Source organism: Longimicrobium sp. (assembly GCF_036280135.1).
Lineage (GTDB): Bacteria > Gemmatimonadota > Gemmatimonadetes > Longimicrobiales > Longimicrobiaceae > Longimicrobium.
Map to the genome: position 1 here is coordinate 1 of NZ_DASURI010000568.1, position 3,245 is coordinate 3,245.

Sequence of the window (3,245 nt, forward strand, 5' to 3'; positions counted from 1 at the left end):
GGTGGGGGCGGGGCCGGGTGGCTCCGCCCCCACCGTCGTTCTCGCCCGTTATCGGCCCTCCGCGACTCGCGCGCGGGGAGCGATGCGTGCAAGTTGTCGTCACGCGCCGCGCGGTCGGCGGGCGCGGCGGAATCCATCGTCCAGAGCCGAATGTCCGAGCCCACCCCGCGGGAGCCCGAGAACCTCTACCGGCCCGGCTACTTTCCGGCGTTGCGCGCGCGGCTGGCGGGTGTCTTTCGCTACCTGCGCCTGCTGGTGCTGGACCCCGGTGTGGCCCTGCCGCAGGCCGCGCGCTGGCTGGGCCAGTCGCTGCGGGCCGACGCGCGGTTCTTCGCCGCCATCCTGGCGTTCTTTACGCGCGGCATCGCCGGCGGCGTGCGCAACCCGCGCACGCGACGCTGGGTGCTGGGCGCGTTCGTGCTGCTGGGGTTCGCGCTGACGTTCTCGTGGCAGCGGTGCGGCCTGACGGGGTGCCCGGACGTGCGGCGGCTGCGGGGGCTGCAGCCGGGCGGCAACGCGCTGGTGTACGACGCGGGCGGCAACGTGATCGCGGACCTGTCGCCGGCGCGCTGGGCCGTCGTGGACCTCAAGCGCCTGCCGGAGTACGTGCCGGCCGCGTTCGTCGCCGTCGAGGACCAGAACTTCTACAGGCACAAGGGCGTGCACTGGCCGCGCTTTATCGCGCAGACGGTGCGCAACCTCATCCCCGGGCAGCGGGGCGCGGGCGCCAGCACCATCACCATGCAGCTGGCCCGCAACGTCTTTCCCGACCGGCTTCCCGCCAGCGAGCGCACCGTGCGGCGCAAGCTGCTGGAGATCCGTGTGGCGCAGGAGATCGAGCGGCACTACACCAAGGACGAGATCCTCCAGCTCTACCTCAACAACATCTACTTCGGCGAGGGCGTCTACGGCATCGCCAGCGGCGCGCGGGTCTACTTCGGCAAGAACCCGTCGGACCTGCGCTTGTCGGAGGCGGCCATGCTGGCGGGCCTGCCCAAGGCGCCCACGAACTACAATCCCCGACGCAACCTGCAGCGCTCCATCCAGCGGCGGAACCTGGTCCTCTCGCTGATGGCCGCGCAGGGGCGCGTTACGGCGGACGACGCGGCGGAGGCGAAGGAGGCGCCCGTGCGCCTGGCGCGGTGGAACCCCGAGGAGCGCCGCCGCAGCCGCGCGCCGTACTTCACCGAGCAGGTGCGGAGGACGCTGGAGGCGGAGCTGGGCGACGCGCTGTACCAGGGCGGGCTCAAGATCCACACGACGCTGGATCCGCGGGTGCAGGCGTCGGCCGAGACGCAGCTGGAGGCGCAGCTTCGGGCGGTGGAGAACGGCGCGTTCGGCCGGTTCTCGGGGCCGCGGCGGTCGGCGTACCGCGACTCCACGGAGACGCCGTACCTGCAGGGCGGCGCCGTCTTCATGGACGCGGAGACAGGCGATGTGCTGGCCCTCGTCGGCGGGCGCTCGTGGCAGGAGTCGCGCTTTGACCGCATCAACCAGGGGCTGCGGCAGCCGGGCTCGGCCTTCAAGCCGTTCGTCTACGCCACGGCCATCGCGGAGGGCACGGCCCCCACGGACACCGTGCGCGACGACACGCTGCGCCGCGAGCTGCCCGGTGGCGAGGTGTGGGTCCCGCGCAACTTCGACGGGCGCTACCGCGGCGTGGTGACGGTTCGCACGGCGCTCCGCCAGTCCATCAATACCGTCGCCATCACGCTGGCGGAGCGGGCGGGGCTGGAGGACGTGGAGACGACGGCCCGCCGCGCCGGCATCAGCGCCGACATGCCGCCCCTGCCGTCCATCGCCATCGGCGCCACGGCCGTGCGGCCCATGGAGCTGGTGACGGCGTACACGCCCTTTGCCACGCTGGGCTATCGCGTGCAGCCGCGCTACGTGACGCGGGTGGAGGACCGCGACGGCAACGTCATCTGGCGCCAGCGCGTCCGCCGCCGCCGGGTGATGGACCCGGGCGTGGCGTTCGTCGTGACGAGCCTGATGCGCGGCGTCGTCGACCGCGGGACGGGGACGGCGGCCCGCGCGGCGCTGGGGGACGGCATTCCCGCCGCGGGCAAGACGGGGACGACGAACGGGGCCACGGACGCGTGGTTCGTGGGGTTCACCCCGCAGCGCGTGGGCGCCGTGTGGATCGGGTTCGACCGGCCGCGGACCATCACGGCGGACGGCTCCGGCGGGCGGCTGGCCGCGCCCGTGTGGGGGCGCATCATGCGCGTGGCCATGCGCGGGCAGGAGCGCGAGACGTGGCGCGCCCCCGGCGGCGTCGTCCAGCGCCAGGTGACGGTGAGCCGCGACCAGGTGGTGGCGCCCGGCTGCCGCGCGCGGGGCGACACGTACACGGAGTACTTCCTGCGCCGCCACGTGCCGGCCGCCATCTGCCCGCGGGGCACGCGCCGCGACGACCGCGGCTGGTGGGAGCGCACGCGCGACGACGTGGGCACGCGCGTCCGCGAGTGGGGCCGCGAGGCGTGGGACGACCTCCGCGGCCGCGTGCGCCGCGTCGTGGGCCGTGACGACCCGGTGGACCCGGACAAGGGCACGGAGTCCACCCGCCGCGAGCGCCGGCCGGCGACGGCGCCCGTGACGGAGGTGGAGGTCGACACGGTGGCCGTGGAGCCCACGACCGTGGACGTGGAGCCCGTGGAGGTGCCGGACGCGCCCCGCGACACGCTGCGCATCCCGGCCGCGGAGCCGTCCCCGCCGGGGGACACCCTGCGCATTCCCGCGCGGGACGACGGTCCCCCGGCGGACACGCCGGAGCCGGCGCGGGAGGGCCCGCCGGTGCTGGGAGATCCGGCGCCGCCGCCCCCGCGCGGGTGAGTGGCACGCTGGATGCTCCCAGGATGCAGCGTTATGGCCCGGCGTACGTCCGTCCCTCCGCGGACGGCGCCGTGGCGCGCGTTTGACGCGCGGGGCGGCGGGCGTACATTCCCGGCCGCCGCGCGCCGGAGCGCGACCGAGACGATGAGGGGGAGCGCCGTGGATTCCACAGGATCGCGGCGCGCCGCCGCGTGCGCACCGTCCCAGCCACACCCTTGATGCCCGACGCATCCCGATTCGCGGCGCGTGTTCGCCGCCCTCGCCTGGCGCTGCTGGCCCTGGCGGCGGCGGCCTTCGCGCTGCTCTCCGCCTGCGCCGCCAACGGTGGCGGCGCGGCTGCGGGTCCGCTTCCCCAGTTCGCGCAGTACGAGGGGCGGGACGTGCGCTCGGTGGCGTTCGAGGGCCAGTTGGTG

2 protein-coding genes are annotated in these 3,245 nt (G+C 75.0%); both read left to right on the top strand.

Translation table 11 applies throughout. The annotated features are described in order from the left end of the window. Window positions 1-150: 150 nt before the first annotated feature. Window positions 151-2,832: a PBP1A family penicillin-binding protein gene (locus tag VFZ20_RS18365; RefSeq protein WP_329685381.1), complete on the top strand. Its 2,682-nt coding sequence runs from the start codon at window positions 151-153 to the stop codon at window positions 2,830-2,832. Between the two features lie 218 nt (window positions 2,833-3,050). Then, window positions 3,051-3,245, top strand: a 195-nt coding sequence (locus VFZ20_RS18370) for a hypothetical protein (RefSeq protein WP_329685382.1), incomplete at its 3' end; no start/stop codon positions are given.

What these genes read in the sequence shown, in the direction of transcription:
- VFZ20_RS18365 (WP_329685381.1), top strand. Translation starts at nt 151, where the DNA reads ATGTCCGAGCCCACCCCGCGGGAGCCCGAGAACCTCTACCGGCCCGGC.